Genomic DNA, 24,582 nt, shown 5'->3' on the forward strand with positions numbered 1-24,582 from the left:
GGAGTGGATATTGCGAGCGCAAAATGCTCTAATGCCACTCCCACAACGCCGGGACCGACGCCATGGCCGACCGCAAGCTGCACTACAAGACTTATACCGCGCCTGCCGGCGGATGGGGCGCCGCCGCGGCGACCGCCAAGGTGCTGCTCGAACAGAGCGTGGTGACCAAGGGGTCGCGCGCGCTGCTCGCGATGAACCAGCCGGGCGGCTTCAAATGTTCAAGCTGCGCCTTTCCCGACGCGAGCTGCACCAAGACCTTCGAATTTTGCGAAAACGGCGCCAAGGCGCTCGCGCACGAGGCAACCAAATTCCGCGTCACGCGCGACTTCTTTGCCCGGCACAGCGTCGCCGAGCTGATGGCGCAGTCCGACTATTGGCTCGAAATGCAGGGGCGGCTCACCGAACCGATGCGCTACGACGCCGCGAGCGACCATTATGTGCCGGTGAGCTGGGACGAGGCGTTCGCGACGATCGGGCGGCATCTGCGCGGACTCGACAGTCCGCACCGTGCCGAATTCTATACCTCGGGCCGCACCCCGAACGAGGCGGCCTTCCTCTATTCGATCTTCGTCCGCGAATATGGCACCAACAATTTTCCCGATTGTTCGAACATGTGCCACGAGCCGACGAGCCGCGGGCTGCCGCCCGCGATCGGCGTCGGCAAGGGCACGGTGATCCTCGACGATTTCGACCATGCGCAGGCGATCTTCGTCATCGGCCAGAACCCCGGAACCAATTCGCCGCGGATGATGACCTGCCTCGTCGAGGCGCGCAAACGCGGCGTGCCGATCGTCGCGGTCAACCCGATGCCCGAGCGCGCGCTGATCCGCTTCACCGAACCGCAGGACATCGCGCAGATGGCGACCTTCGGCTCGACGCCGATCGCGAGCGAGTTCGTGCATGTGAAGATCGGCGGCGACCTCGCGCTGTTGAAGGGCATGATGCGCGTGCTGTTCGAGCGCGAGGCGGCGGGGGAGGCGGTGCTCGATCATGCCTTCATCGCCGAGCATAGCGAGGGGTTCGAGGCGCTGCGCGACGACGTCATGGCGCAGGACTGGGACGAAATCGTCGCGGTGTCGGGCATATCGGAGGAACAGATCCGCCGCTGCGCCGAAATCTATATCGCCTCGAACGCGACGATCATCTGTTACGGCATGGGTCTTACCCAGCACCAGAAGGGGTCGCAGCTGTTGCAGCAGGTCGCGAACCTGCTGCTGCTCAAGGGAAATTACGGCAAGCCCGGCGCCGGCATCTCGCCGATCCGCGGCCATTCGAACGTCCAGGGCGACCGCACCGTCGGCATCGACGAGCGGCCGAGCGAGGCTTATCTCGACCGCGTCCGCGAGGTTTTCGGCTTCGATCCGCCGCGCGCGCACGGCCATCATACGGTCGAATCGGTCGAAGCGATGCTGGCGGGCGAGGCGAAGGTCTTCATCGGCCTCGGCGGCAATTTCGTGCGCGCGGTGCCCGATACCGAGCGCGCCTATGCGGCGATGGCAAAGCTCGACCTGACCGTCGGCATCGCGACCAAGCTCAACCGCGGTCATCTCGTTCACGGCAAGGAGGCGCTGATCCTGCCCGTGATCGCGCGATCCGAACGCATCGAGACCGCGGACGGCGAACAATTTGTGACGATCGAGGATTCGATGTCGAACGTCACCGCCTCGCGCGGGGTGCTCGACCCGGCGAGCCCGGATCTGCTGCCCGAGGTCGAGATCGTCTGCCGCATGGCGATGGCGACGCTGCCCGAAAGCCGCGTCGACTGGGTGCGCTATATCGACGATTATGGCGCGATCCGTGACAAGATCGCCGAGGTCTATCCCGCAATCTACGAAGGTTTTTCGGAGCGGATCAAGGCGCCGCAGGGGTTCCATCTCGACATAGCGCCGCGGCGCCGCGCATGGCTGACCCCGAACGGCAAGGCGAATTTCCTCATCCTGCCCGGCCTGCACGTCGATGCGCCGGTCGACGAAGCCGATATGCTGCGGCTCGCGACCGTGCGCTCGCACGACCAGTTCAATACGACCATCTACAGCTACAACGACCGCTATCGCGGCGTCAGGGGCGGCCGGATGGTGCTGTTCGTCAACGCCGAGGACCGCGCGGCGCGCGGACTGGAGGCCGGCGCGACGGTCGCGCTCGAAACGATCGCGAGCGACGGCATTGCGCGGCGGGTCGAGGGGTTGACCCTGATCGACTATCCGATGCCGCGCGGCGCGATCGCGGGTTACTATCCCGAACTCAACCCGCTGCTGCCGCTCGACTATTATGACCGGACGAGCGGCTGTCCGGCGGCGAAGTCGATCCCGGTGCGGATTGCGGTCTAGAGCATCGTGCCGGAAATCTGCACCGTTTCCCCGAGCGAAGACGAGGGGCTCTGCCGAGCGAAGTCGAGGCGGCGACGCTGCGGTTCTCGCTCCGCTCGAACGAGCCCCTCGTCTTCGCTCGGGGATGCGGATGATTCAGATTTCGCGCAATTTGCTCTAGAGTTTGTTCCGTTCGATTTCACCTGAAGAGGACGGACTTCAGAGTTGGTGTGTCCCCGCGTAGGCGGGGACCCATCTCCGGCCGGTTCAAGATAGAGCCGGCAGGAGATGGGCTCCCGCCTTCGCGGGAGCACACGCGCTTCAATGAAATATGATCGGGCGCTAAAGATCCGGCTCGCCGCAGATCAGCAGCGCCGAGTCGGCGCGGGCGAGCGCGAGTAAGGTCAGGCCTGCCGCCGCGGCGCGCTCGGCGGCAAGGCTGGTCGGCGCCGAAATGGTGACGAGCATTGGACAGCCGGCGCGCACCGTCTTTTCGACGAGTTCGTAGCTGCACCGCGCCGAAAGCAGGATGAAACCGCTCGCGGCATCGACGCCGCCGCGCGCGAGCGCGCCGAGCAGCTTGTCGAGCGCATTGTGGCGCCCGACATCCTCGCGCACGCAGCGAATGTCGCCCGCGGCCGAACAGAAGGCGGCGGCGTGTGCCGCGCCGGTCGCGCGCCCGAGCGGCTGATGATCGGCCAGCGCGGCGAGTGCCTTCGCGACCGCGTGGCGGTCGGTTTCGAGGCGCGCCGTGATGCGCGGCAGCGGGCGCAGCACCTCCTCGATATTTTCGAGACCGCAAAGGCCGCAGCTGCTCTCGCCGACCCGGCGGCGCGCGCGGTCGAGCGCGCGGCGGCTTTGTTCGGGCGCCAGCCACAGGCGGAGCGCGATCCCGCCTTCGAGCGGCTGAACATCGACGCGTTCGATCTCGGCGGCGCGCTCGACCAGCCCTTCGGAGAGGGCGAAGCCGACCGCATAATCTTCGAGGTCGGCGGGGGTCGCCATCATCACCGCATAGCCGATACCGCCGACCTCGACCGAAATCGGCATTTCGACCGGCACCTCGCGGACGAGAACGGCATCCGAGAGGTCGCCGAAGCCGATTTGCCGCACCGGTAGCGGCGCCGAGGCGTGCATATCGGTCACAGCGCGGCGGTCGCTTGCATCACCGGCCGCCCGTCGTCCGCAAAGGCGCCGAGCTCGATCGCATCGCCGCCGCCACGCAGCACGAGATGCAGCGGCTCGCTGGCGATCGCGGGCGAAAGCCCACGAAAGGCGAAGCGGGCGAGCGCATTGTCGCCGAAGCGCCGCTGCGCAAGGTCGAGCAGCAGGGTCGCGGTGAGCGGTCCGTGGACGACGAGGCCGCGATAGCGCTCTTCGGCGGTCGCATAGGGAAAATCATAATGGATGCGGTGGCTGTTGAAGGTCAGCGCCGAATAGCGAAAGAGCAGCGCTTCGGAAGGCTCGACCGTGCGGTGCGCGTCCCATTCGCTCGGGTCGAACCGTCCGCCGCCGGCGGGGGGCGGCGACAGCGGCGCGTCGGGGCCGGCGGCATCGCGAAAGACGATCGACTGGCTTTCGCGCACCGCGAGGCCGCGGTCGCCATGCGTTTCGTGCGCGATCTCGACGAAGACGAGCGCGCCGCTGCCGCCCTGTTTGGCGGTGATCGCGGCGATGCGCGAGCGGCGCTCGATCGCTTCGCCGGGGTGCAGCGGGTGCAGGAATTCGACCTGGCTCGACGCCCACATGCGGCGGGGCAGGGGCACAGGGGGCATGAAGCTTTCGGCGCCATCGGTGCGGCGCGGATGGCCGTCGGCGCCAAGCGCGGCGGTCGGCGCGTCGGGCAGCGCGAGGCACCAGTGGAAGCCTTGCGGCACGGCGCCATCGGTGCCTGCCGCGCGGTCGAGCGTCGCGAGCCAGCGTGTCAATGCGCCCGCCTCGACCCGGTCGCTCCGCCGGTCTTCGCGGCCGACCCATTGCTGCCAATCGCTCATGCTCACTCCTTGTCCCCGCTTTTCGGTCCAGACCGGCGGCGATGCAAGCCGCGTCAGGGGACGACGCGCCCCTCGTCGCGGCGCGGCATCGGCGCGACGGCGCGCAGCAGCAGCGCCGACAGCGTCAGCCAGCCCGCCGCTGCGAGGATCGCCGCGGGCAGCGTCCAGATGTCGGCGAGCGTGCCGAGCAGCCATGCACCGAGCGCCATGCCGCCGAAGGTCACCGCCTGATAGATCGACAGGCAGCGGCCGAGGATCGCTTCGGGCGAGCGCAATTGCATCGCGACGTTGAGCGTCGTCATCGTGCAGACCCAGCATATGCCCGCGACGAAGGCGGCCGCGACCACCGGCGGCAGGCTGCGCGAAAAGGCGATCGTGACGAGCATCGCGGCGAAAACCAGCGACGAGGCGCCGATCAGCGTGTCGCTGCCCCAGCGGTGGCGCGCCTTGCCGACCCACAGCGCGGCAAAGATCGACCCGGCGCCGAAGCCGGCGAGCGCCAAGCCGAACGTCAGTTCGGTGCCGTGCAGCCGGTCGCGCACGACCGACGGCAGCAGCGCCTGGAATCCGGCCGCGCCGAAACCGAAGGCGAAGCCGCGCACGAGCACGCGGCGCACCGGGTTCGACTGGGCGCAGAAGCGGATGCCGGTCGCGATCGCCGAGAGGATCGGCGAGCGTTTCGGCGGGTTGACCTCCGGACGCCAGCGCAGCAGCACGACGATCAGCGCGACATAGCTCAGCGCATTGAGCCCGAAGCCGAATGCCGGCCCCGCAAAGGAAATGAGCAGCCCGCCGAGCGCCGGGCCGACGCTGCGCGCGAGATTGAAGGCGATGGTGTTGAGCGCGATCGCCTGCGGCAGATGTTCGTGCCCGACCTGCAACCGCACCGAGGCCTGCCACGCCGGGGCATTGAGCGCGGTGCCGCAGCCGACCGCGAGGGTGAAACAGAGGAGAAGGAAGGGCGTGATCGCGCCCGACCATGTGATGAGCGTGAGCAATGCCGAGACGATCAGCATTCCCGTCTGCGCCGCGAGCATCACGCGGCGGCGGTCGAAATTGTCGGCGATCGCGCCCGCGAAGACGCCGATCAGCATGATCGGGATCGTCGCGCTCGCCTGAACGAGCGCGATATAAAGGTGCGAGGGCGTCAGTTCCGTCATCAACCAGGCAGCCCCGACCGCCTGGATCGTCGATCCCATGTTCGACGCGAGGTTCGCGATCCAGATCGCGCGAAATGCAGGGAAACGGAACGGAGCGAGCGAGGAAGGAGCGGAGGGCTTGACGGGACTCACAGCCATGCGCCTAAACCGGCAATCCCGGTCGGGCAAGCCTGCGTCCTCGGGCGCTCTTTCAACAGCTCAGCGCTGCTTCGAACAGGCAGCGAAACCGGTCTTCGCATTCGGCGCGCTGATCGGGCGAACCGTCGAGCGCATCGACTCGCATGATCGTGCGCAGCACCCCGATTCCCATCAGGATCGCGAGCAGCATGTTCGCGCGCAGTTCGGCATGTTCGTCGCCGATAATTTCGGCGAGGGGGCCGAGGACGTCGAGATGGACGAGATCGCGGATGATCTGCCCCGCCTTGGGCGAGGAGGCCGAGCGCAGCATGATGACGAACATTTCCATGCGATGCTGCCGGTGGTCGTCGCCATCCTCGACGACGAGCTGGGCGAGATAGGCGGGAAGCTCGGCCGCGGTCAGCGGCTCGCGGATGAGCTTTTCTTCCTTGTCGACCGCCACGACCTCGCGAAACAGCCCTTCCTTGCCGCCGAAATAGCGGCTGATCAGCGCGACATCGACGCCTGCATCGCCCGCAATTTCGCGCAGGCCGACGCTGTCATAGCTTTCGCGCAGGAAACGCTCGCGCGCCGCCGCCAATATCGCGGCGCGCGTCGCGGCGGCTTCGCGCTTCCTGACCGTGGTTTTCGTCATGGTCAGGGTCTATCATGGCTGAGAAATAAATCAACAACTGTTGACTTGCTCGCCAATGCGGATTAGTCGGCGCAAAGGTATCACGCGGCACCTCCCCCCTCCCTCATGCCGCGCGATGCCGAACCGCCCGTAAAGAAAAGAAAAAGCCCATGCCCATGCGCCCTCTCCTCGCGCCTTTGCTCGCCCTTTCGATGCTGCTCGCCGCCTGCTCGGGCGGCGGCGAGGGGCAGGGCGGCCCGCCGCAATTGCCCGTCACCGTGGCGAATCCGCTCGTCAAGCAGGTCACCGAATGGGACGATTATGTGGGGCGATTCGAAGCGATCCAGAGCGTCGAGGTGCGCCCGCGCGCGTCGGGCTATCTGACGCGCACCCATTTCACCGACGGCCAATATGTGAAGGCGGGGCAATTGCTGTTCAGCATCGACGCGCGCCCCGCGCAGGCGGCGCTCGATCAGGCGCGCGCGCAATTGGCGAGCGCGCAGGCGACGCTCGCCAATGCGAAGACCGAACTCGCGCGCTCGACGACGCTCGCCGCGTCGCAGGCGGCGAGCCAGGAAGAGGTCGAACAGCGCCGCGCCGCGCTGCGCACCGCCGAGGCCAATGTCGCGGCGAGCCGCGCCGCGGTGCGCGCCGCCGAACTCAACGTCGGCTTCACGCGCGTCACGGCGCCGATTTCGGGCCGCGTCTCGCAGCGGCTCGTCGATCCCGGCAATGCCGTGACCGCCGATCAGACGGTGCTGACGACGATCGTGTCGACCAACCCGCTGCACTTCAGCTTCCAGGGGTCCGAATCGAACCTGCTTGCCTATGAGAATCGCGGCGACAAGCTGCTCGGATCGCCGGTGCGCATCCGCCTGCAGGGCGAGGATGATTATCGCTATCAGGGCCGGATCGACTTTGTCGACAATGCGCTCTCCACCGGATCGGGAACGATCACGGTGCGGGCGCGCGTTCCCAACAGCGACGGCAAGCTGCGTCCCGGCCTGTTCGGCCAGCTCCAGCTCGCCGCCTCGGCGCCGCACGATGCGGTGATGGTTCCCGACACCGCGATCGTCACCGACGCCGCGCGCCGGCTCGTCTATGTGATTGGCCCCGAAAGCAAGGTGCAGGCGCGCCCGGTGACGCTCGGCCCGGTGATCGACGGGCTGCGCGTGATCCGTTCGGGGCTGACCGCGAAGGAGCGTGTCGTCGTCGGCGGCATCCAGCGCGCGATGCCGGGCCAGCCGGCAAAGACGCAGCCGGGGCGCATCACCGCCAGCGGCAAGGTCGTGACCGAAAAGGGCGCGGCGCCCGCCGCCAAGGGCGCCGCCGCGAAGAAGGCGAGCGCCCAGTGAAATTCAGCCGCTTCTTCGTCGACCGCCCGATCTTCGCGGCGGTCATCGCGATCTTCATCACGCTGATCGGGGCCTTCGCCTATCCGCAGCTGCCGCTGTCGCAATATCCGGAAATTGCGCCGCCGACGATCAGCATCACCGCCTCCTATCCCGGCGCGTCGCCCGACACGATCGCCGAAACGGTCGCCTCGACGCTCGAGCAGGAGATCAACGGCGTCGAGAATATGCTCTATCTGCAATCCTCCTCGACGCAGGGGGTGGCGCAGATCACCGTGACCTTCGAACCGGGCACCGACCTCGATGCCGCACAGGTGCTGGTGCAGAACCGCGTCGCGCTCGCCGAGCCGCGGCTGCCCGAACAGGTGCGCCAGATCGGCGTGCAGGTGAACAAGCAGGAATCGGGCTTCCTGATGATCGTCGCGCTGACCTCGACCGATCCCGCGATCGACATCGACTATGTTGGCAATTACGCCAATTCGACGCTGCGCGACCGGCTGCTTCGCCTCGACGGCGTCGGCGGGGTGCAGATTTTCGGCGGCGGCTTCTATTCGATGCGCGTGTGGATCGACCCCGACAAGGCGGCAGCGCGCAATCTGACCGCGGGTGAGATCATCGCCGCGCTCGAAACGCAGAATGTCCAGGTTGCGGGCGGCTCGGTCGGCGCGCCGCCCTATGGCAAGGGCAACCCCGCCTTCGAGCTGCCGCTCGAAGTGCAGGGGCGCCTCGTCTCGCCCGAGCAATTTTCCAATGTCGTGATCAAGACCGACGTTCAGAATGGCGCGATCACCCGGCTGAAGGACGTCGCGCGCGTCGAGCTCGGCAGCCAGGACTATAGCGTCCGCGGCGTGTTCGACGGCAAGCCCGGCGTCGGCATGGCGGTGATCCAGCAGCCCGGCGCGAATGCGCTCGACGCCTCGAATCTCGTGCTCAAGGAGGTCGAGGCGGCGTCGAAGGATTTCCCGCCGGGGCTCGAATATCAGATACCCTATAATCCGACCGAATATGTCGCGGCCTCGGTCGAAGCGGTGCAGCACACGCTCGTCGAGGCGCTCGTGCTCGTCGTCCTCGTCGTGATGGTCTTCCTCCAGACGTGGCGCGCGGCGATCATCCCGATTATCGCGATCCCCGTGTCGCTCGTCGGCACCTTCGCGGTGCAGCTTGCGCTCGGCTTTTCGATCAACTCGCTGTCGCTCTTCGCGCTCGTGCTCGCGGTCGGCATCGTCGTCGACGACGCGATCGTCGTGGTCGAGGCGGTCGAAAAGCATATCCGCGAAGGGCTCAGCCCGCGCGAGGCGGCACATCGGACGATGGACGAGGTGTCGGGCGCGCTGCTCGCGATCGGCCTCGTGCTGATCGCGGTGTTCGTGCCGACCGCTTTCGTCCCGGGCATCCCCGGCATCTTCTATCAGCAGTTCGCGGTGACCATCGCCGCGGCGACGGTGTTTTCGACGCTGACCTCGCTGACATTGTCGCCCGCGCTCGCCGCGCTGCTGTTGAAGCCGCACGAGGAGGGGCATCACGCCGAGCCGAAGAATCCGGTGCTGCGCCTCGGCCGCCGCGCCGCGGACAAGTTCAACCAGGGGTTCGATAGGCTTTCGGATCGCTATGGGCACACGACGGCGAAGCTGGTTCGCAAGACCGGGTTGATGCTGATCATCTATGCGGTGCTGCTCGCCGCGACCGGCTGGCGGCTCACCGCGACGCCGACGGGCTTCATTCCCGAGCAGGATCAGGGTTTCCTGATCGGCGTCGTGCAGCTGCCGCCGGGCGCCTCGCTCGATCGCACCAGCGAAGTGCTGGCGCGCACGCAAGAGGTCGTTTCGCAGATGGAGGGCATCGACGGCACCGCGTCCTTCGCGGGCCTCGACGGGTCGAGCTTCTCGACCGCCTCGAACGCCGGCACGATGTTCATTCGCCTCAAGGATTGGGAAGAGCGCGGCAGCAAGCTCAGCGCCACCGCCCTGTCGCAGAAATTGTCGGGTGCGCTCGCCATGGCGCTGCCCGAGGCCAATGCCTTCGTCATCGCGCCGCCGGCGGTGCAGGGGCTCGGCAACGGCAACGGCTTTATGATGATGATCGAGGGGCGCAGCGGGCAAAGCTATCACGACCTTGAAAAGGCAACGCAGGCGATGATGGGCGCCGCGGCGCAGAACGACCAGGTGACGCAGGTCTTTTCGCTGTTCAACACCGGCAGCCCGCGCATCTTTGCCGACGTCGACCGCGACAAGGCGCTGATTTTGGGTGTCGAGCCCAGCCAGGTCTATGCCGCGCTCGGCACCTATCTCGCCTCGACCTATGTCAATGATTTCAACTTCCTCGGCCGCACCTTTCGCGTGACCGCGCAGGCCGAACCGACCGCGCGCAGCCGGCTCGAGGATGTCGGGCGGCTGCAGGTGCGCTCGTCGACGGGGGAGATGGTGCCGCTGTCGTCGGTCGCGACCTTCCGCAACGACAGCGGCCCGACGCGCGTGGTGCGCTACAACCTCTTCCCCGCGGTCGAATTGCAGGGGCAGGCGGCGCCCGGCGTGTCGTCGGGCGACGCGCTCACCGCGATGGAAAATATTGCGGCCAAGACGCTGCCCGACGGCTTCGCCTATGAATGGACCGCGCTCGCCTATCAGCAGAAGGCGGCGGGGAGCAGCGCGGTGCTGATCTTCCTGCTCGCGGTGGTGTTCGTCTTCCTCGTGCTCGCGGCGCAATATGAATCGGTGCCGCTCCCGCTTGCGGTGATCCTGATCGTGCCGATGTGCATCCTCGCGGCGATGCTCGGGGTCAATCTGCGCGGGATGGACAATAATATCCTCACGCAGGTCGGCCTCGTCGTTCTCATCGCGCTCGCGGCGAAGAATGCGATCCTGATCGTCGAATTCGCGAAACAGGGCGAGGAAGAGGAGAAGATGTCGACCATCGAAGCCGCCGTCCATGCTGCGCGCTCGCGCCTGCGCCCGATCCTGATGACCAGCTTCGCCTTCATCTTCGGCGTCATCCCGCTCGCCATCGCAACGGGGCCGGGGCAGGAGATGCGCCGGGCGCTCGGAACCGCGGTGTCCTTCGGGATGCTCGGTGTGACGATTTTCGGGCTGATCTTCACCCCGGTCTTCTACGTCGTGTGCCGCGGACTCGCCGAGCGGGGGAAGAATTGGGTCAAGGATCGCCGCCGCCGGGCGGGCGACGCGCCGGTGGAGGCGCAGTGATGACCCGCTCGATCCTTCTTGCCGCCAGCGCGCTCACCCTGTCGGCGTGCGCCGTCGGCCCCGCCTATCATTCGCCCGAACCGGCGGCGCCGTCGCAGGCGCCCTTCCTCGAAGCGGGCAAGTCGCCCGCCTTCACCGGCGACCAGCCTCCGGGCGAATGGTGGAGCCTGTTCGGCGATCCGACACTCGATGCGCTGGTTCAGCAGGCGCTTGCGGCCAACACCGACCTGCGCGTCGCCGCCGCCAATCTGGCGCAGGCGCGCGCGGTGCTCAAGGAATCGCAGGCCGGCCGCCTGCCGACGACGAGCGCCGGCGCGAGCGGCGCCTATGCCCGCCAGTCGGGCGCGACCACCGGTATCGGCCCGGTCGAGGGTGAAAGCTATGATGTCGGGCTCGACGTCGGCTATCAGGTCGACCTGTTCGGCCGCGTCGAAAGCGCGATCCGCGCGAGCCGCGCCGACGCCGACGCGGTGCAGGCGGCGTTCGACCTGACCCGCATCACCGTCGCCGCCGAAACGACGCGCGCCTATGCCGATGTCTGCTCGTACAACCGCCAGCTCGCGGTCGCGCAGGAAACGCTGCGCATTCAGGAACAGACCTTCGACCTGACGCGCCGCCTGTTCGAGGGCGGCCGCGCGACGCGGCTCGACACGGGGCAGGCGGGGGCGCTGCTCGAACAGACGCGGGCGACCTTGCCGACGCTGACCGCGCAGCGTTCGGCGGCGCTCTACCGGCTCGCGGTGCTCACCGGCAAGCCGCCCGCCGAGGCGCCCGAAGTCGCGTTGCAATGCCAGGCGCCGCCCCAGCTCGACCGGCCGATTCCGGTCGGCGACGGCGCGACCCTGCTCGCACGCCGTCCCGACATCCGCCGCGCCGAACGCGAGCTTGCGGCGGCAGCAGCGCGGGTCAATGTCGCGACCGCCGACCTTTATCCGAGCATCAGCATCGGCGGTTCGATCGGATCGACAGCGACTTCGCTTTCGGGAATCGGCGATTCGGACAATTTCCGTTTCTCGATCGGTCCGCTGATCTCTTGGAGCTTTCCCAATATCGCGGTCGCCCGCGCGCGGCTGCGACAGGCCGAGGCGGGCGCCGACGCGGCGCTCGCGACGTTCGACGGCACCTGGCTTTCGGCGCTGCAGGAAACCGAAAGCGCGCTCGCCAACTATGCCGGCGAGCTCGACCGGCTCGCGGCGCTGAGCCGCGCGGCGGATGAGGCAGGGGAGGCGGCGCGGATCGCGCGGCTGCGCTATCGGGCGGGGCGCGAGAATTTCCAGGTCGTGCTCGACGCCGAACGCTCGCTCGCCGAGGTGCAGGCGGCGATCGCCCAGTCCGAGCAGCAGCGCTCGACCTATCTCGTCGCGCTCTTCCTCGCGCTCGGCGGCGGCTGGCAGGATGGGGCAGCTGTTCGCTCCGAATGAAAATCCGTGTGCTCCCGCGAAGGCGGGAGCCCATCTCCTGCCGGTGCCATCTTGGACCGGATGGAGATGGGTCCCCGCCTTCGCGGGGACACACTGCACAGAATAAAAGGGGTGGGACGCACCCCCGTCGTCCCACCCCCGTGCGCCCCCGCAAGAGGGCGGCTTGTAGCCGTCAGGCGATCTCGATGCGGTTCCGTCCGGCCTGCTTGGCGCGGAAAAGCGCTTCGTCGGCGGCTTTCAGCGCGGCGCGCGGTTCGGGATAGCCGAAGACATCGGCTACCCCGCCCGAAAAGGTGATGACCCCGAAGGGCTGATCGGTCTTGCGGTTGATCAGGCGGCGGTCGGCGAGCCGCTCGCGCGCATCGTCGAGCTTCTTCGCGACCTCGCGCGGCGTCAACCCGCGGAACAGCATCACGAACTCTTCGCCGCCGTGGCGCGCGACGTGGCAATTATCGTTCGAAATCTGCGCCAGCGTATCGGCGATGACCTTGAGCACGCGGTCGCCGGCATCGTGGCCGTGGATATCGTTGATCGCCTTGAAATTGTCGATGTCGCAAAAGGCGACGCTCAGCGCGAACGGCGTTTCCTTGCCTTCGCGATAGTGGCGGTCGAACAGGGCCTCGAACGCGCGGCGGTTCGGCAGCCCGGTCAGATAGTCGACCTCGGCGTCGCGCTTGGCGCGCGCGAGGTTGCGGCGCAGCGATTTGGCCTCGTCCTCGCTCTTGCGCATCTCGTCCTCGGCCTTGCGCGTGCGTTCGAGCATCGCCTTGGCGAGATCGGCGAGATTCGAGACGATCTGGCCGGTCTTTTGCAGCTGTTCGAGGTCGGTCAGATGTTCTTCGAGTTCGCTGCCATAGTCGCGCGTCATCTGGTGCGCCGCCTTGCTGCGTGTCTGAAAGGCTTCGAGATTGGTTTCGAGCTTCGCCATCAGGCGGTCGAGGTCGGCCTGCCCCTTGGGGTCCGCCTCTTCGCCGCAGATCTCGTCGATCCACTGCTGGGTTACCCCGCCGTGGGTGACTGCGCGCGCCGCGACCTGACGCGCGAGCCGCGGATTGCTGCCCGAAAAGGCGCCGTGTGCGATCACCAGATTGGCGGGCGACACGTCGAGATCATTGTCGAGCAGAAAGCGGCCGATCGCCTCGATCAGATCGGCGCGAACCTGCCGGACGCGACTGGGGTTTCCGTCGGGCGGCGCGCCCGGATCGGCGGCGATGCCGCTGCCGCCGGGGCGTAGCCCCAGCCAGCCAAGGAGCCGCCCTACCGGCTCACCCGAAGATGTCGCGTGTGTGGTCATGCGGAGATTAACGGGCGGCGGGGGCGGCGTTTAAGCCGACTTTGCTCCATTTTCGCGGCAAAATTTCGCGATGCGGTGAGAACGTCTTGCTTCCGTTGGCTTTACCTTGTGCGGCGCAGCGCTTAACGACATCGGCGCATGATTTCGATCCTGTCTCTCGGACGCAAGCGCTTCGCGGGCCTGCTCGCTTGGCTTGCGCTGGCGTCGCTCGGCGTCGTCGGCGCCCCCCGCGACAGCGCGGCGTTCGACGGTCATGCGCAGAAGCCGGTCGTGGGCGCACTGCAGACCGGATCGGGGCCGGTCCTTCGCTCCGCTGCGGTCAAGATCGGCGCCGCCTGCCGCAATGGCGACGACGATCGGCGTGCATCGGGTGGTCCCGGTCCTGCCGGGTTGCCGCCGGCGATCATCCTCGCGGCGCCGGTTGCCGCGGCTCCGGTCTACGAACCCGTCGCCGCTTGCGGCGTCGCGCTCGCCCGCCGTCGCCCCTATGCCGCGCGCGCGCCGCCGGCCCGCCCTGTCTGAACCTTCGCCGGGCGCCGTTTGGGCGCCCCGATGACGGTGCGTCTCCTAGCGGGGCGCAATGACGGATGTGATCATGACAGACGACAAGGACGGGTCTGCTGCGCAGGCTCAGGCGGCGCGTGCGGAGGATATTTTCCGCCGCTATCCCGCCATCACGAAGGAAGAGGCGCAGGAAGCGCTGATATTTCTCAAGCGGGGGCGTCACCTCGATGTGGGGCGGGTGACGGGCATGGCCGAACTCCAGACCAGCATCGAGGCCTTTCGGCACGACCATCGCCGAGCGCTTCGCGTGGGCATTGGCGAATATGCGATGTTCGCCGCCGGAGTTTTCTTGTTCATCGGCGGGCTGTTCTGGGTGCTTGCCGGATAATTTCGTCCCGGTCGCCGCGGGCGCCTTGCCGCGCCCGCGACCTCGCCCTATCGTCCTTGCCATGACGATATTCCGCTTTTTGAACGGCTTGCTGCTGGCAACGGCACTCGCCGCCACCCCCGCCGCGCGCGCCGACGAGCCCCGGTCGATCCTCTTCATCGGCAACAGCTTCACCCAGGGCGCCAATTCGGCGGTGCTGCGCTATCGCGTCGATACGGTGACCGATCTCAACGGCGGCGGGGTCGGCGGCGTGCCGGCGCTGTTCCGCCGCTTTGCCGAGCAGGCGGGGCAGGATTGGACAGTCTCGCACGAATTGCGCGGCGGGACGACGCTCGCGCAGCATCTCGCCGACCGGCTGGACGTGATCGCGAAGCCGTGGGACGTCGTCGTGATGCAGGACTATAGCGTGCTCGATCCCGAGCATCCGGGCAATCCGGCGGTGACCGCGAAGAGCGCCCCGGCCCTCGCCGCTGCCGTGACCCGCGCCAATTCCGACGTGCGCGTTTACCTCACCGCGACCTGGTCGCGCGCCGACCAGGTCTACAAGCCTTCGGGTCATTGGCATGGCCAACCGGTCGATCGCATGGCGCTCGATCTGCGCAAGGCGCTCGACGGCGTCGATGCGGCGTCCACCGACATCGACGGCGTCCTGCCGGTCGGCGAGGCATGGAACCGCGCGATGGCCGAAGGCGTCGCCGACCCCGATCCCTATGACGGGACCGCCTTCGGACAGGTCGATTTGTGGAGCTACGACCAATATCACGCGAGCGCCGCGGGCTATTATCTCGAGGCGCTCGTGGTGTTCGGCCGCGTCACCGGCGTCGATCCGCGCAGCCTGGGCAGAAAGGAACTCGCCGCGCACGAAATCGGCCTCGACCCGCGCGTCGCCGAAGCGCTTCAGCGCGTCGCGGCCGAGGAGCTGGGGCTCAAGGGCGCCGGATCATAAATCTGCACCGGACTTCCTGCAATTCATCCAAGTGCGAAATCATCTTTGAATGGACAGGCTGTGTGCTCCCGCGGAGGCGGGAGCCCATCTCCCGACGGCGCTATCTTGCACCGTCCGGAGATGGGTCCCCGCCTGCGCGGGGACACACGATCTATTGATTATTGACTCAATCAACGTCGATCATGCCCTAGAGCAGTTTTCGACCAATCTGGGTCGCCGGGACGGAGCCGATTTTGGCCCAGCGCGAGAAGCGAGGAGCCGTGCGATGCGGGACATCGTGCGCGACGAGCGACGCTGCGATGGGCCAAAAGCGGCCCGCCGCACAGCGGTTGCGCCAGACAGCCCGCTGGACAGCGTTGCGTCGCTTGCAGGGGCAACCAGCCCCTGCCGCACGCCGACGCCTCGCCAGCGGGCTGTCTGGCGCAATCACGACGACCCAGATTGGTCGAAAACTGCTCTAATTCAACGGCGCATCGACCGCCGGGCCGTCACTGTCGCCATATTGGCGGCGCAGCGCGACGAGGCGCTTCTTCATCGCGGCGATCCGGCTCTGCATCGCGGGGTCGTCGATACGGTTGTGCATCTCGTGCGGGTCGCTCTTCAGGTCATAGAATTCCCAGGCGTTGATGTCGTCGCTGTAAAAGCGGATCAGCTTGTAGCGATCGTCGCGCATCCCGTAATGCGCGCGCACCGAGTGAAAGCCCGGGAACTCGTAATAGTGGTAATAGATGTCCTTGCGCCAGTTTGCCGGCGTCCGGCCGCCGAACAGCGGGACGAGCGAGCGGCCCTGGATCGTGTCGGGGCCCTTCACCCCGGCAAGGTCGAGGAAGGTCGGCGCATAGTCGATATTCTGGATCGGCGCCGCGATCTTCGTTCCGGGGCGGATATGACCGGGATATTGGATCAGGAAGGGCGTGCGCAGCGACTCCTCGTACATGAAGCGCTTGTCGAACCAGCCATGCTCGCCAAGGTAAAAGCCCTGGTCGGAGGTGTAGATCACCACCGTATTCTTCGCGAGCCCGCTCTCCTCCAGATAGTCGAGCACCTTGCCGACGCCCTCGTCGACCGCCGCGATCGTGCCCAGATACTGCTGCATGTAGCGTTGATATTTCCACAGCGCGAGGTCGCGGCCCGAAAGGTTCGCCGCGTTCATCTTGTCGTTGTCGGCCTGCATTGCGGCGTCCCACTGCGCCTGCTGGTCGTGGGTCATCCGGTCGAAGGCGCCCGGCCAGCGATTGTAGCGCAGCCGCGCCGATCCCTTCGCGACGGTCATCTTGAGGTCATGCCCCTCATACATGTCGCGATAGATGTTCATTTCCTGCGCGGCGGCGGCCTTGCGTCTCTTGTAGTCGTCGAAATAATTGGCGGGGACCGGGAAGGTGACCCCCTGATATTTGGTGATATGGCGCAGCGCCGGCATGAAATTGCGGTGCGCCGCCTTGTGGTGGATCAGGATCGCAAAGGGCTTCGACTTGTCGCGCCCGTTCTTCAGCCAGTCGAGGCTGTAGTCGGTGATCAGATCGGTCGTATAGCCCGCCACGATGCTGCGCCCCTTCGGCGTGATGATGTCGGGGTTGTAATATTCGCCCTGGTCGTCGAGCACTTTCCAGTCGTCGAAGCCGATGCCCTTGGGCGTGCCGTTGATGTGCCATTTGCCGAACATCGCGGTCGTATAGCCCGCCTGCGCCAGCGCGCGCGGCCATACCCACGAGCTGTTGTCGAAATGCTGGCCGTTCTGGGTGAAGCCGTGCGCATTGCTCTGCCGTCCGGTCAGCATCGTCGCGCGGCTCGGCCCGCACAGCGAATTGCCGACGAAGCTGCGCGTGAAGACCGCGCCATTTTTTGCGATGCGGTCGATATTCGGCGTCGGCGCGAGCTTCGACAGCGCCGAACCATAGGCCGAGATCGCCTGATAGGCGTGATCGTCGGACATGATATAGACGATGTTCGGCCGCGGGGCCGGCTGCTCCTTAGCGGAAGCGACGCCGGCGAGCATCAGCGGGACGGCGAGCGCGGCGAGCGAGAGATGATGGCGCATCCTTCGCCTCCTATTTCGTCAGCTCGAAATCGGCCTCGGACCCTTCGGCCGACGACGGCCCGACCCACAGCTTGAACTGGCCGGGCTCGCTGCCCCAGCTCATGTCGGCGCGGGTGAAGGCGAGGTCGGCGTCGGTCAGGGTGAAGCTCACCCGTCGCGATTCGCCCTTCTTGAGCATCAGCTTCTGAAACCCCTTCAGCTCCTTCACCGGCCGCGTCACCGATCCGACGAGGTCGCGGACATAGAGCTGGACGACCTCCTCGCCGTCGCGCGCGCCGCTGTTGGTGACGGTGACGGTCGCGGTCAGCGGCTCGCCGGGCCGGATGCTTGTCTTGCTCAGCGTCACAGGCGAATAGGTGAAGCTCGTGTAGCTGAGGCCATAGCCGAAGGGATAGAGCGGCGTGTTCGGCGTGTTGAGGTAGCGCGAGACATATTTGGCATTCGGCTGCGCGGGGTCGATCGGCCGCCCGGTGTTCTTCATGTCGTGGAAGATCGGCACCTGCCCGACGTTGCGCGGAAAGGTGATCGGCAATTTGCCCGACGGATTATAGTCGCCGTAAAGCACATCGGCGATCGCATGGCCGCCCATCGTGCCGGGGTACCAGGCCTCGAGGATCGCATCGACATGGTCGTTCGCCCATTCGATGCTGTTCGGCCGCCCGCTCATCAGCACGAGGATGATCGGTTTGCCGGTCTTCTTGAGTTCTTCGAGCAGTGCCTGCTGGTTGCCGGGCAGGTCGAGCGAGGTGCGGCTCGCCGCCTCGCCGGTCATGTCCCAGCGCTCGCCCATCGCGGCGACGATCACGTCGGACTTCTGCGCGAGCGCGATCGCCTCGGCGAAGCCGTCGGTCTTGCCCGAATCCTCGAAGGCGTAGCTCGCGCCCTTGGCATAGGCGACGGTCTGCCCCTTCGGCGCGCGCGCCTGCATCCCTTCGAGCAGGGTTACGGGACGCGTCTTGCGGTCGCCCGCGGCCGCCCAGCTGCCGATCATGTCGGCCTTGCTGTCGCCGAGCGGGCCGATCACCGCGATCGACTTCGCCGACGCGGCGAGGGGGAGGGCGCCGTCGTTCTTGAGCAGCACCATCGACCTGCGCGCGACGTCGCGCGCGGCGTCGAGGAAGTCGGCGCGATAGACGGTCGCCTTTTCGCGCGCCTCGTCCGAATAGCGATAGGGATCGTCGAACAGGCCGAGGCGGTATTTCATCTCGAGGATCGCCTTCACCGCGGCGTCGATGCGCGCGACGTCGACCTTGCCCTCGGCGACCGATTTCGCGAGGTTTTCCATATAGACCGCGCCCTGCATGTCCATGTCGACCCCGGCGTTGATCGCCTGCTCGCCCGCCTGTTTCAGATCCTTCGAATAGCCGTGCGCGACCATTTCGTTGATCGACGTGTAATCGGTTACGACGAAGCCCTTGAAGCCCCATTTGTCGCGCAGCACGTCGGTCAGCAGATAGTGATTCCCCGAGGCGGGAATGCCGTCATATTCGTTGAACGAGGTCATGAAGGTCGCGGCGCCGGCATCGGCGGCGGCCTTGAACGGCGGCAGATAGATGTCGCGCAGCGTCCGTTCGGAAATGTCGACCGTATTATAGTCGCGCCCCGCCTGCGCCGCGCCATAGGCGGCGAAATGCTTCACGGTCGCCAAGATGGTGTCGGTGGCCTTGAGGTCGCTGCCCTGAAAGCCGCGTACCCGCGCCTCGGCGATGCGGCTGCCCAGATAGACGTCCTCGCCGGCGCCTTCGGACACGCGGCCCCAGCGCGGGTCGCGCGCGATGTCGACCATCGGCGCGAAGGTCCAGTGAAGGCCCTCGGCCGCGGCTTCTGCCGCGGAAATTCTTGCTGATTTTTCAATGGCATTCAAATCCCAACTCGCGGCTTCGCCGAGCGAGATGGGGAAGATGGTGCGGTGGCCATGAACCACGTCATAGCCGAAGAGCAGGGGGATTTTCAGCCGCGTTTCCTCGACCGCCAGCCGTTGCAGGTCGCGCGTATATCTGGCGGTAAAGGCGTTGAAGACGGACCCGATGCGCCCCTTGCGAATATCCTCCTGATAGCCCTTGCGCATCGTCGGCCCGGTCGAATCCCAGTCGCTGGTGAGCAGCGACAACTGGCCGATCTTTTCCTCGAGCGTCATCTTCGCCATCAGATCGGCGATGAAGCGGTCCATCTTCGGGTCGGGCTTTTCCCATCCGGTCGAATCGACCGGCGCCGATTCGGCCGCCGGTTTCGCCAGCAGCGGGGCGGGCGAAAGCGCGCCGGAGAGCAATAATGTCGCGAGCGTCAGGTGCGTGAGGTTGCGCGGCATCGACGGCATGATTCGTCCTTCCCAAAATATTGTCTTGGGCCTTCAGCACGGAGAAACGGCTGAAATCCACCCTTTTCGAAGCGAACGCCATAGGTTCGCCCGTGTTGCTTGCCCCCTATACAGCGATTGTGAAACCGGTTACAAACCCAAAATACCAAGACGGGCTATCCCGCGATTCGTCGTCATGCCGGTGGCAAGGCCGGCCGACGGAAGAAGCGAGCGCGGGCGCCGGGGCTACAAAAAGGGAGGATGCCGTGACGTCAGTACAGTCTCATCACATTCATGGTGCGCGCCGTTCGCGTGCCCGCGCACTCGCCGCCGCGCTCGCATGGAGCAGCGCCGCCGGCGCGCTCGCGCTCGGCGTTGCGGCACCCGCGCACGCGCAAGTGTCGAACGCTTCGCTGCGCGGCACGGTGAAAGCCGAGGGCGGGGTCAGCCAGGTCACCGCGATCAACGTCAACACCGGCTTCCAGCGCAGCGTCGCGGTCGATGCGAACGGCGGCTATAATTTCGCATCGCTCCCCGTAGGCACCTATCGGCTCGAGCTGACGACGCCGGACGGGGTGCGCAGCACCGACGAATTCACGCTGAGCGTCGCGCAAAACGCCGTGCTCGATTTCGATTTCTCGGCGCCCGACATCGCGACCGGCGGCGAAGACGCGATCATCGTCACCGGCACCCGCATCCGCACGATGGAAGGCGGCGAGATCGGCACGAACATCAGCCAGCGCCAGATCGAGACGCTGCCGCAGAACAACCGCAATTTCCTTGCCTTCGCCGACCTCGCGCCGGGTGTCCAGTTCGTCACCGGCGGGAATGGTCAATCGCGGTTGCAGGGCGGCGCGCAGGACAGCCGCACGGTCAACATCTTCATCGATGGCATCGGCCAAAAGGACTATGTCCTCAAGAACGGCATTACCGGTCAGGATTCGACGCAGGGCAACCCGTTCCCGCAGCTTGCAGTTGGCGAATATCGTGTGATTTCGTCGAACTACAAGGCCGAATTCGACCAGGTCAGCTCGGTCGCGATTACCGCGGTGACGCGCTCGGGTACCAACGAATTCCACGGCGAAGCCTTTGTCGACTACACCGACCAGAGCCTGCGCGCCGCGACCCCGCTCGAAAAATTCGGTGACAATCCCGGCAAGGTCAAGACGAAGGATTTCCAGTTCGGCGGCGCGCTTGGCGGGCCGATCATCAAGGACCTGATGCACTTCTTCGTGACCTATGAAGGAAAGCGCCAGGAGGTCCCGCGCGAAATCACTCCGGGCCTCAGCCTGCCCGTCTCCTTCTTCCCCTCGGAATATCAGGGTTATTTCGGGCAGACCAATTCGACCTTCAACGAGGATCTCTTCTTCGGAAAGATCGACGTATCGCCGACGAGCAGCGACCTGTTCGAGCTGTCAGGAAAATATCGCAAGGAGAGTGGCGAGTTCCTGAACAACGGCATCAATGCGCGCAGCACGATCAGCGCGCAGAACGTCAAGGAACTGCGCTTCACCGGTCGCTGGGAACACACCGCCGACACTTGGATCAACGATCTCAAAATAACCTATGAAGACGTCAAATGGGCGCCGACTCCGGTCGAGTTCAGCGACGGCTCGCTGTTCGCCTATGCCGGGCCTTCGCCGACCAATCCGCAGCCTGGTGTGGTCGTTCGCGGAGACTTGCTGCGAATCGGCGGCGGCTCCAACTATCAGGACAAGGGGCAGAAGGGCTGGGGCATCCAGAACGACTTCACCTACACCGGGTTCGAGGGTCACACGATCAAGTTCGGTGTGAAGAGCAAATGGGTCGAGCTCAACACATTGCAGCTCAACAATTTCAATCCGGTCTATACCTATAATGTCGCCTACCCCGATCCCGACGGGTTCAACGACACCATCCCCTACCGCCTCCAGTTCGGAGCGCAGACCGGCAACGGCAACCCGATCGTCAATTCGGACAACTGGCAGTTCGGCATCTATTTGCAGGACGATTGGGAAGTCACCGACCGCCTGACGCTGAACATCGGCGTGCGCTGGGACTATGAGCGCACCCCCGCCTTCCTCGATTTCGTCCACCCGCAGGATGCGGTCGACGCAGTGTCGCCGGCCAATTATCCGAATCTGATCAACGCCGATTACGACATCAACGATTTCATCTCGACGGGCACCGAGCGCAAGGCGTTCACCGGTGCGTGGCAGCCGCGCGTCGGCTTTACCTATGAACTCGACGACGAGGGCCGCTTCGCGCTGTTCGGCGGCTATGGCCGGTCGTACGACCGCAACCAGTTTGACTTCCTGCAGCAGGAAATCAGCGTCGGATCCTTCACCACGCGCACCTTCAACTTCATCACGGGCGATCCGAACAACACATGCGACCCCAGTCCCACCTGCGTGCCGTGGGATCCGATCTATCTGACGCCCGAGGGCCGCGATCAGCTGCTTGCCGGAGCTGGGGCGGGCGGTGGCCGCGAGCTCCGCTTCATCAACAACGATCTGAAAGTGCCCTATTCGGACCAGTTCAGCCTGGGCCTGCGCGGGCGGCTGACGCAATTGTTCGAGGCCGAAGTCGGTTACAGCCATATCGAAAGCCGCGACGGCTTTGCCTATCTGCTCGGCAATCGCCGTCCGGACGGCTCTTTCTTCCCGCCGGCGCCGGACGCTCCGAATTCGCCCTTCGGCTTTGCGCCTCCGGGATTCGGTTCGATCATCATCGGCACCAACGGTCTCGAAACGAGCGCGGACTCGGCTTACCTCAAGCTGACGAAGAATTATTCGGTGGCTTCGCCCTGGAGCTTGAGCGCGACCTACACCTATACCGAGGCCGAGGAAAACCGGCAGTTCGGCGAAGTGTTCAGCCTCGATTATCCGTCGCTTGACGATTATCCGGTCGTGCGATCGAGTGGCGTGCGCAAGCATCGCTTCGTCGCCGCGGGGTCGGTCGACCTGCCGATCGGCGTCACATTGTCGGGCAAGTTCCAGATCATGTCGCCGCCCTATCTGAAGGCGTTCGTCAATACCGGCGGCGCCAATCCGTCGCGCGACGTGATTTCGAACGAGGCCAAGGGCAACGGCGATCGCTGGGGCTTCCGCCAGATGGATATCGCGGTCACCAAATACATCCCATTCCGCTTCCTGAGCGACGAATCGCGGCTGCGGCTGCGCGTCGACATCATCAACCTGTTCAACGATCGCAACTATGTCGACTATAATAACGACCCTTCGAGCCCGGAATATCTGAGCATCAGCGGCATCGGGGTCGGCGGCAATCCGCCGCGGACGATCAAGCTTTCGGCCGGTTTCGAATTCTGAACCGGTCGAACCAGCGGGCGTCCGGTCACACCCCCTCCCGCGACCGGGCGCCCGCTTTTAGGGGCCAGCCCCTAATCTTTGGAGTATGATATGACTTTCCGGCTCGGGTCGCTCGCCTTGCCTTTCCTGGCGCTCGCCGCCTGCACGCCCGCCGCGACGACGGCGCCTGCGCCCTCGTCCGCCCCGCCGGCGCTCGCGCCGCTGACCGAGGCGCAATTTGCCGAGGATCTGAGCGAGCGGACCTTCCGCTATTTCTGGGATACGACGAGCCGCGAACGCTGCCTCGCGCCCGATCGCTGGCCGAGCAATCCCTTCTCGTCGATCGCCTCGACGGGCTTTGCGCTCACCGCCTTCGGGATCGGCGCCGAGCGCGGCTATGTAACCCGCGACGAAGCGGCGGAGCGGACGCGCGATTGCCTGCGCTTCTACTGGACCGCGCCGCAGGGACCGGCGGCGAGCGGCGTCAGCGGCTATAAGGGCTTTTTCTATCATTTCCTGAACAATGAAGACGGCACGCGCCGCGGCAAGACCGAGCTGTCGACCGTCGACACCACGCTGCTGCTCGGCGGCGTGCTCTTCGCGCAAAGCTATTACGACCGCGACACGGCGGTAGAGGCCGAGATTCGCGACCTTGCGGAAAAAATCTACGCCCGCGTCGACTGGACTTTCGTCCAGCGCAGGAACAGCAGCATCCCCTCGGGCAACGGCGGCGGACCCGACGCGATCGCGATGGGCTGGTATCCCGAACGCGGCGCGGGCGGCGATTTCGGGACGCACGACTGGGTCGGCTATAATGAAGGGATGCTCGTTTACATCCTCGCGCTCGGCTCGCCGACGCATGCCGTGAGCAAGGACGCCTGGGACAAGGGCTGGGCTGCGCGTCTCGACGAGGATTGGGGCCGCTTCTATGGCCGCGACTTCCTGCAGTTCGAGCCGCTCTTCGGCCATCAATACAGCCATGTCTGGGTCGATTTCCGCGGCATCCGGGACGCGTTCATGCGCGGCAAGGGCATCGACTATTTCGAAAACAGCCGCCGCGCTACGCTGTCACAGCGCGATTATGGCGCCGACAATCCGAATAATTGGACCGACTACAGCGCCGACATCTGGGGCTGGACCGCGTCGGACGGCCCCGGCTATTCGAAGGACGAATATAGCGTCAACGGCACGCCGCGCAGCTTCAACGGCTATATGGCGCGCGGGGTAAGTGCGAAGCGGATCGTCGACGACGGCACGATCGTCCCGACCGCGCCCGGCGGCTCGGTCGCCTTCGCGCCCGAAGCGGCGATCCCCGCGCTGATGGCGATGCGCGTCAAATATGGGGCGCGGCTCTATAGCCGCTATGGCTTCAAGGACGCGATCAACCCCAGCTTCACCTTCACCGATGCCGGATCGAAATCGGGCGCGGTCGATCCGCAGCACGGATGGGTCGCGGGCGACTATCTCGGCATCGACCAGGGCCCGATCCTCGCGATGATGGAAAATCACCGCAGCGGGCTGGTGTGGAAGGTGATGCGCAAGAATCCGCACATCATTCGCGGGCTCAAGCGCATCGGTTTCACCGGCGGCTGGCTCGACGAGGCGAAGGCCGAGTAAGCGTAAACATGTGCGCTCCCGCGAAGGCGGG

General features: G+C 65.8%; 16 protein-coding genes. 9 read left to right on the plus strand and 7 right to left on the minus strand.

Annotated elements, in window-relative coordinates; genetic code table 11:
• Positions 1-62 precede the first annotated feature (62 nt).
• Positions 63-2,327, plus strand: a complete 2,265-nt coding sequence (locus tag CHB69_RS00725; protein ID WP_089214078.1) for an FdhF/YdeP family oxidoreductase — start codon at positions 63-65, stop codon at positions 2,325-2,327.
• Positions 2,328-2,648: 321 nt separating this feature from the next.
• Here the strand turns inward: CHB69_RS00725 and fdhD are convergent, their stop codons facing one another.
• The 4 genes from fdhD to CHB69_RS00745 are packed head-to-tail and all read right to left on the minus strand — an operon-like array spanning position 2,649 to position 6,232.
• Complete coding sequence (gene fdhD / locus CHB69_RS00730) at positions 2,649-3,443, minus strand: formate dehydrogenase accessory sulfurtransferase FdhD (RefSeq protein WP_089214711.1); 795 nt, start codon at positions 3,441-3,443, stop codon at positions 2,649-2,651.
• A gap of 5 nt (positions 3,444-3,448) precedes the next feature.
• Positions 3,449-4,300 carry an HTD2 family dehydratase gene (locus CHB69_RS00735; RefSeq protein WP_089214712.1) on the minus strand — a complete coding sequence of 284 codons (852 nt, stop codon included), beginning with the start codon at positions 4,298-4,300 and terminating at the stop codon, positions 3,449-3,451.
• A 53-nt stretch (positions 4,301-4,353) separates the two neighbouring features.
• Entirely contained in the window at positions 4,354-5,598 is a 1,245-nt protein-coding gene (locus CHB69_RS00740) for an MFS transporter (RefSeq protein ID WP_089214079.1), read from the minus strand.
• A 52-nt stretch (positions 5,599-5,650) separates the two neighbouring features.
• Positions 5,651-6,232 (minus strand): TetR/AcrR family transcriptional regulator, encoded by a 582-nt coding sequence (locus CHB69_RS00745; RefSeq protein ID WP_089214080.1) that lies wholly within the window; start codon positions 6,230-6,232, stop codon positions 5,651-5,653.
• 149 nt (positions 6,233-6,381) lie between these two features.
• Here CHB69_RS00745 and CHB69_RS00750 point away from each other — a divergent pair, with 149 nt between their 5' ends.
• From CHB69_RS00750 to CHB69_RS00760, 3 genes are read left to right on the plus strand one after another with little or no spacing between them, the layout of a single operon-like run.
• Positions 6,382-7,566 (plus strand): efflux RND transporter periplasmic adaptor subunit, encoded by a 1,185-nt coding sequence (locus CHB69_RS00750; RefSeq protein WP_212541872.1) that lies wholly within the window; start codon positions 6,382-6,384, stop codon positions 7,564-7,566.
• Positions 7,563-10,760 carry an efflux RND transporter permease subunit gene (locus CHB69_RS00755; RefSeq protein WP_089214082.1) on the plus strand — a complete coding sequence of 1,066 codons (3,198 nt, stop codon included), beginning with the start codon at positions 7,563-7,565 and terminating at the stop codon, positions 10,758-10,760. The genes CHB69_RS00750 and CHB69_RS00755 overlap by 4 nt, the downstream gene beginning before the upstream one ends.
• Positions 10,760-12,181 carry an efflux transporter outer membrane subunit gene (locus CHB69_RS00760; protein ID WP_089214083.1) on the plus strand — a complete coding sequence of 474 codons (1,422 nt, stop codon included), beginning with the start codon at positions 10,760-10,762 and terminating at the stop codon, positions 12,179-12,181. Before CHB69_RS00755 ends, CHB69_RS00760 begins: the two co-directional genes overlap by 1 nt.
• A gap of 172 nt (positions 12,182-12,353) precedes the next feature.
• Here CHB69_RS00760 and CHB69_RS00765 read toward each other — a convergent pair whose 3' ends face one another.
• Positions 12,354-13,475, minus strand: coding sequence for a diguanylate cyclase (locus CHB69_RS00765; protein WP_089214084.1), 1,122 nt, complete (start codon positions 13,473-13,475; stop codon positions 12,354-12,356).
• 138 nt (positions 13,476-13,613) lie between these two features.
• Here CHB69_RS00765 and CHB69_RS00770 point away from each other — a divergent pair, with 138 nt between their 5' ends.
• From CHB69_RS00770 to CHB69_RS00780, 3 genes are all read left to right on the plus strand, one after another.
• Complete coding sequence (locus CHB69_RS00770) at positions 13,614-13,997, plus strand: hypothetical protein (RefSeq protein ID WP_089214085.1); 384 nt, start codon at positions 13,614-13,616, stop codon at positions 13,995-13,997.
• Between the two features lie 73 nt (positions 13,998-14,070).
• On the plus strand, positions 14,071-14,367 hold the full coding sequence (locus CHB69_RS00775; protein ID WP_141133886.1) for a hypothetical protein: 297 nt from the start codon (positions 14,071-14,073) through the stop codon (positions 14,365-14,367).
• Between the two features lie 61 nt (positions 14,368-14,428).
• Positions 14,429-15,313 (plus strand): PEP-CTERM sorting domain-containing protein, encoded by an 885-nt coding sequence (locus CHB69_RS00780; protein ID WP_089214087.1) that lies wholly within the window; start codon positions 14,429-14,431, stop codon positions 15,311-15,313.
• Positions 15,314-15,770: 457 nt separating this feature from the next.
• Here CHB69_RS00780 and CHB69_RS00790 read toward each other — a convergent pair whose 3' ends face one another.
• Both CHB69_RS00790 and bglX read right to left on the minus strand, forming a co-directional pair.
• Entirely contained in the window at positions 15,771-17,351 is a 1,581-nt protein-coding gene (locus CHB69_RS00790; protein ID WP_089214089.1) for a sulfatase family protein, read from the minus strand.
• 10 nt (positions 17,352-17,361) lie between these two features.
• Entirely contained in the window at positions 17,362-19,668 is a 2,307-nt protein-coding gene (bglX, locus tag CHB69_RS00795) for a beta-glucosidase BglX (protein WP_089214090.1), read from the minus strand.
• Positions 19,669-19,913: 245 nt separating this feature from the next.
• Here bglX and CHB69_RS00800 point away from each other — a divergent pair, with 245 nt between their 5' ends.
• Together CHB69_RS00800 and CHB69_RS00805 are read left to right on the plus strand one after the other, a co-directional pair.
• Complete coding sequence (locus CHB69_RS00800) at positions 19,914-22,955, plus strand: TonB-dependent receptor (protein ID WP_089214091.1); 3,042 nt, start codon at positions 19,914-19,916, stop codon at positions 22,953-22,955.
• Between the two features lie 90 nt (positions 22,956-23,045).
• Positions 23,046-24,551, plus strand: a complete 1,506-nt coding sequence (locus tag CHB69_RS00805) for a glucoamylase family protein (protein ID WP_089214092.1) — start codon at positions 23,046-23,048, stop codon at positions 24,549-24,551.
• Positions 24,552-24,582: the final 31 nt, after the last annotated feature.

This window comes from Sphingopyxis indica (assembly GCF_900188185.1).
In the GTDB taxonomy this organism is placed as follows: domain Bacteria; phylum Pseudomonadota; class Alphaproteobacteria; order Sphingomonadales; family Sphingomonadaceae; genus Sphingopyxis; species Sphingopyxis indica.

Excerpts from the sequence above, each read along its gene's own strand:
- CHB69_RS00745 (WP_089214080.1), bottom strand. The coding sequence starts at position 6,232 with ATGACGAAAACCACGGTCAGGAAGCGCGAAGCCGCCGCGACGCGCGCC.
- fdhD (WP_089214711.1), bottom strand. The coding sequence starts at position 3,443 with ATGCACGCCTCGGCGCCGCTACCGGTGCGGCAAATCGGCTTCGGCGAC.
- CHB69_RS00740 (WP_089214079.1), bottom strand. The coding sequence starts at position 5,598 with ATGGCTGTGAGTCCCGTCAAGCCCTCCGCTCCTTCCTCGCTCGCTCCG.
- CHB69_RS00775 (WP_141133886.1), top strand. The coding sequence starts at position 14,071 with ATGACAGACGACAAGGACGGGTCTGCTGCGCAGGCTCAGGCGGCGCGT.
- CHB69_RS00760 (WP_089214083.1), top strand. The coding sequence starts at position 10,760 with ATGACCCGCTCGATCCTTCTTGCCGCCAGCGCGCTCACCCTGTCGGCG.
- CHB69_RS00805 (WP_089214092.1), top strand. The coding sequence starts at position 23,046 with ATGACTTTCCGGCTCGGGTCGCTCGCCTTGCCTTTCCTGGCGCTCGCC.
- CHB69_RS00735 (WP_089214712.1), bottom strand. The coding sequence starts at position 4,300 with ATGAGCGATTGGCAGCAATGGGTCGGCCGCGAAGACCGGCGGAGCGAC.
- CHB69_RS00780 (WP_089214087.1), top strand. The coding sequence starts at position 14,429 with ATGACGATATTCCGCTTTTTGAACGGCTTGCTGCTGGCAACGGCACTC.
- CHB69_RS00750 (WP_212541872.1), top strand. The coding sequence starts at position 6,382 with ATGCCCATGCGCCCTCTCCTCGCGCCTTTGCTCGCCCTTTCGATGCTG.
- CHB69_RS00765 (WP_089214084.1), bottom strand. The coding sequence starts at position 13,475 with ATGACCACACACGCGACATCTTCGGGTGAGCCGGTAGGGCGGCTCCTT.
- CHB69_RS00770 (WP_089214085.1), top strand. The coding sequence starts at position 13,614 with ATGATTTCGATCCTGTCTCTCGGACGCAAGCGCTTCGCGGGCCTGCTC.
- bglX (WP_089214090.1), bottom strand. The coding sequence starts at position 19,668 with ATGCCGTCGATGCCGCGCAACCTCACGCACCTGACGCTCGCGACATTA.
- CHB69_RS00790 (WP_089214089.1), bottom strand. The coding sequence starts at position 17,351 with ATGCGCCATCATCTCTCGCTCGCCGCGCTCGCCGTCCCGCTGATGCTC.
- CHB69_RS00725 (WP_089214078.1), top strand. The coding sequence starts at position 63 with ATGGCCGACCGCAAGCTGCACTACAAGACTTATACCGCGCCTGCCGGC.